General features: G+C 62.6%; 5 protein-coding genes. All 5 read left to right on the forward strand.

Annotated elements, in window-relative coordinates:
* Positions 1-395: d(CMP) kinase (locus QZ079_RS08630; protein ID WP_297037456.1), on the forward strand; the 395-nt coding region annotated here is incomplete at its 5' end.
* A gap of 3 nt (positions 396-398) precedes the next feature.
* The gene (locus QZ079_RS08635) at positions 399-1,124 is read left to right on the forward strand and encodes a lysophospholipid acyltransferase family protein (protein ID WP_297037457.1); all 726 of its coding nucleotides are present in this window, start codon (positions 399-401) and stop codon (positions 1,122-1,124) included.
* Position 1,125: 1 nt separating this feature from the next.
* On the forward strand, positions 1,126-1,977 hold the full coding sequence (locus tag QZ079_RS08640; RefSeq protein WP_297037458.1) for a 4-hydroxy-3-methylbut-2-enyl diphosphate reductase: 852 nt from the start codon (positions 1,126-1,128) through the stop codon (positions 1,975-1,977).
* Complete coding sequence (locus QZ079_RS08645; RefSeq protein ID WP_297037459.1) at positions 1,974-3,371, forward strand: DUF512 domain-containing protein; 1,398 nt, start codon at positions 1,974-1,976, stop codon at positions 3,369-3,371. The genes QZ079_RS08640 and QZ079_RS08645 overlap by 4 nt, the downstream gene beginning before the upstream one ends.
* 72 nt (positions 3,372-3,443) lie before the next feature.
* Positions 3,444-3,521, forward strand: a 78-nt coding sequence (locus tag QZ079_RS08650) for a GTPase (RefSeq protein ID WP_297037460.1), incomplete at its 3' end; no start/stop codon positions are given.

The following is a 3,521-nucleotide window of genomic DNA, read 5'->3' on the forward strand; positions in this document are numbered from 1 at the left end:
TCTCGAAGGTCGCCGCTTATGCAGGTGTGCGCAAGGCTATGCTCGAACCTCAGCGCGCTGCGGCTCAAGAGCACGATATCGTTGCCGAAGGCCGCGATATCGGCACCGTCGTCTTCCCGAAAGCCGACGTTAAGGTCTTCCTCACCGCCGACCCGCGCGAGCGGGCACGCCGTCGCGTGCTCCAGCGCCATGCGGGCGAGGCTATCGACGCTCACTCCCTCGAGCGCGAGGTCGACGAGACGCTTGCCGCCCTCGAACGCCGCGATGCTGCTGATTCCGGTCGCGCCGTCGCACCGCTCGTCGAGGCGGAAGACGCCGTCGAGATCGATTCCACGGCTCATACCATCGATGAGGTTTGCGACCGAATTGCCGAGCTCATCGAAGAGAGGCGCTAGCATATGGCACGCTTCTTCCACGACGAGGATTACTACTACGACCGCGGCATGCGCGAGAATCCACCTGCAATCCGGGCCCTTTACCTTGTGATCATTGGAATCCTCTTCGCCTTCTCCAAGGTATATTGGCGCTGGCGCGTCGAACGTGCCGAGGAGCTCCTGCCCACGGGCGACACCGGCTCCGTCATCATCTCGAACCATACTTCCATGGGTGAGGTTGTAGCGACGGTCTGCCACATCGTTCGCACGGGGCGCCGGGTACGGCCCATCATGAAGTCTGAATTCAATAAGAACCCCATCGTCAAGTGGTTCTTCGCTCGCGTGGGCGGCATCCCCGTCGATAGGGGCACGTCCGACATGAAGGCGCTTCGCCGCGCCCAGCATGCGCTCCAGCGTGGTGAGGACGTGCTCGTCTACCCCGAGGGCACGCGCATCCGCTCCGACGACCAGCCGGTCGAGATCCATGGCGGCTTCGCGCTCATCGCGCAGATGGCGAAAGCACCCGTGGTACCGCTCGCCGTCTGCGGCTTTCGCGACGTGACACCTCCAGGTGCGCACATCATGCGACCGGTGAAGACCTGGATCCGCTGCGGCGAACGCCTCTCGCTTTCCGATGCACCCGCTGAGCTCAAGCGCCGCGAGCGCCTGCAGTGGCTTGAAGACGAATCCGTGCGACGCATGTACGAGGTACGCGACGCGCTTCGCGAAGAGCATCCGGGGAGGCGGTAGCGTGGCTGCCAAGATCGTGGTCGCCGAGCATGCCGGTGCTTGCTACGGGGTCGAGCGCGCGCTAAAGCTCGCGCGACACGCTTGCGAGGCAACGGATACACCGGTGCATACCTTAGGGCCGCTCATCCATAACCCACTCGTGGTGCGCGACCTGGAAACCGCCGGTGTCGAACTCGCCGAGAGCCTCGACGATGCCCGCGACGGCACGCTCATCATACGCACACATGGCGTGGTGCCCGAGGTCATCGAGGAGGCACGCAGCCGCGGTCTCGAGGTCTTGGACGCCACGTGCCCGTATGTGAAGAAGGTTCACGAGTCGGCGGCAAAGCTCGTGGCTGAAGGCTATCAGCTCCTTGTCATCGGCGAGGCGGGTCATCCCGAAGTTGAGGGCATCCTTGGGCATGCCGGCCAAAGCGCTCAAGTCGTGAGTGAACCCGAGGAACTCGATAGTATCGAGCTCGCGGGCAAGGTAGGTGTCGTCGTGCAGACCACGCAGACCGCGGCGCGCCTCGCTGAGGTCACGGCGGCGCTTGTCGGCCGCGTGCGCGAGCTGCGCATCGTGAATACCATCTGCAAGGCGACCGGGGAGCGCCAGCGCGCCGCAGCGGAGCTTGCAGCTGCGTCCGACTGCATGGTCGTCGTGGGCGGCAAGAACTCCGGCAACACGCGCCGTTTGGCCGAGATCTGCTCCAGCATCTGCGACCGAACGCACCATATCGAGTCCGAACAGGAACTCGAAGCCGCATGGTTTACCGACGCGCGCACGATCGGCATCACCGCTGGTGCCTCGACACCGCAGGCGCATATCGACCGCGTGCGAACGTGCATCGAGGAGCTGGTCGACGCCTCATGACCGATGCACCGCAGATTCCGTCCTACGCCCTCGCCCGTGCGGATTACGGCCGCGAGCGCGATGCCGACGCCCAGGGCGCGCTGGTCGTAGCAGTCGCGCCGGATTCTCCCGCATATGATGCCGGTATCGAACGCGGCATGCGCGTGCTCGAGGTGAACGGCGTCGCACTTCTAGATATGATCGACTGGCTTTGGGAGGCTTCAGACGCCCTGTGCGAGCTCACGGTGCTCGACCCACGCGATGGCGCCGCTGAGACCGCCGTGCTCGAGCGGCTTCCCGGGGAGGATTGGGGCATCGAGTTCGACGGCGCCGTTTTCGATGGCATGCGCACCTGCGTGAACGCCTGTACGTTCTGCTTCATGCGGATGCTTCCGCCGCACATGCGCGGCACGCTCTACATCCGCGACGACGATTACCGTCTGAGCTTCCTGCAGGGAAATTTCGTCACCCTCACGAACCTCGATGAACAGGATATCGAACGCATCATCTCTCATCGTCTGAGCCCCATGAACGTGTCGCTTCACGCCGTCTCGCCCGAGGTGCGTCGGCGTCTCATGGGCAAGAACGCCGCGCGCGGCATGGAGGCGCTCGAGCGCCTCATCGACGAAGATATCGAGATTCATGCGCAGGTCGTGCTCGTCCCTGGCGAGAACGATGGCGAGGAACTCAACCGGACGCTCTCATGGTGCGCTGACCGCCCGCAGGTTACAAGCCTCGGCATCGTCCCGCTCGGCTATACCAGGTTCCAAACAAGGTTCCAAGCTTCTTTTTCAGACGATCCCGCTTCTGCCCGCGCGGTTATCGAACAGGTTCGTCCCTTCCAAGAGGCGGCGCGCGAACGCTGCGGGAGAACCATCTTCCAGCTTGCCGACGAGTTCTACCTCGATGCTCGCATCGACGTGCCACCCGCAGACTCCTACGATGGCTACCCGCAGTACTACGACGGTATCGGCATGATCCGAAGCTATCTCGATGAAACAGCCGATGTGCTCGCCTCTTCTTCCGATGAGCTTGCGCGCATCCACAAGCATCTTGAGCGGGAGGGCAGGCAGCTCGTTGTACTGAGCGGTGCCGCCGCCGCGCAAACCGTTGGCGGCTTTGTGGCATCGCCGCAGCTCGGCGGTCGGGTCGCCACCATCTCAAACGAATACTTCGGCGGTAACGTCGATGTCACAGGCCTTATGTGCGCCTGCGATATCTTAGAACAGCTTCCCAACGATCTTTCGCAGGTTATGCTGATTGTGCCGGACGTCATCTTCAATGCGGACGGCATGACGCTGGACGGGTATCATCGAAGCTGTCTTATCGAAGATCTAAAGGCACGTGGATCCGAGGTCATCGTCACCTCCACCATGCCGCGCGACCTACTCGATCATTTCAGGACCAGGTACTGAAACGATCATTTTGCTCGCACCGTGAGAGTCTGAGTCCTGGACGTAGATTCTCACCGAAGAATAGGAGTACGCATGAAACCTGTCGTCGCGATCGTTGGGCGGCCGAACGTCGGCAAATCGACGCTCGTGAACCGTCTAGCCGGCACGAAC

Origin of the sequence: uncultured Enorma sp., assembly GCA_905210055.1 — a bacterium.
Taxonomy (GTDB): Bacteria; Actinomycetota; Coriobacteriia; order Coriobacteriales; family Coriobacteriaceae; genus Enorma.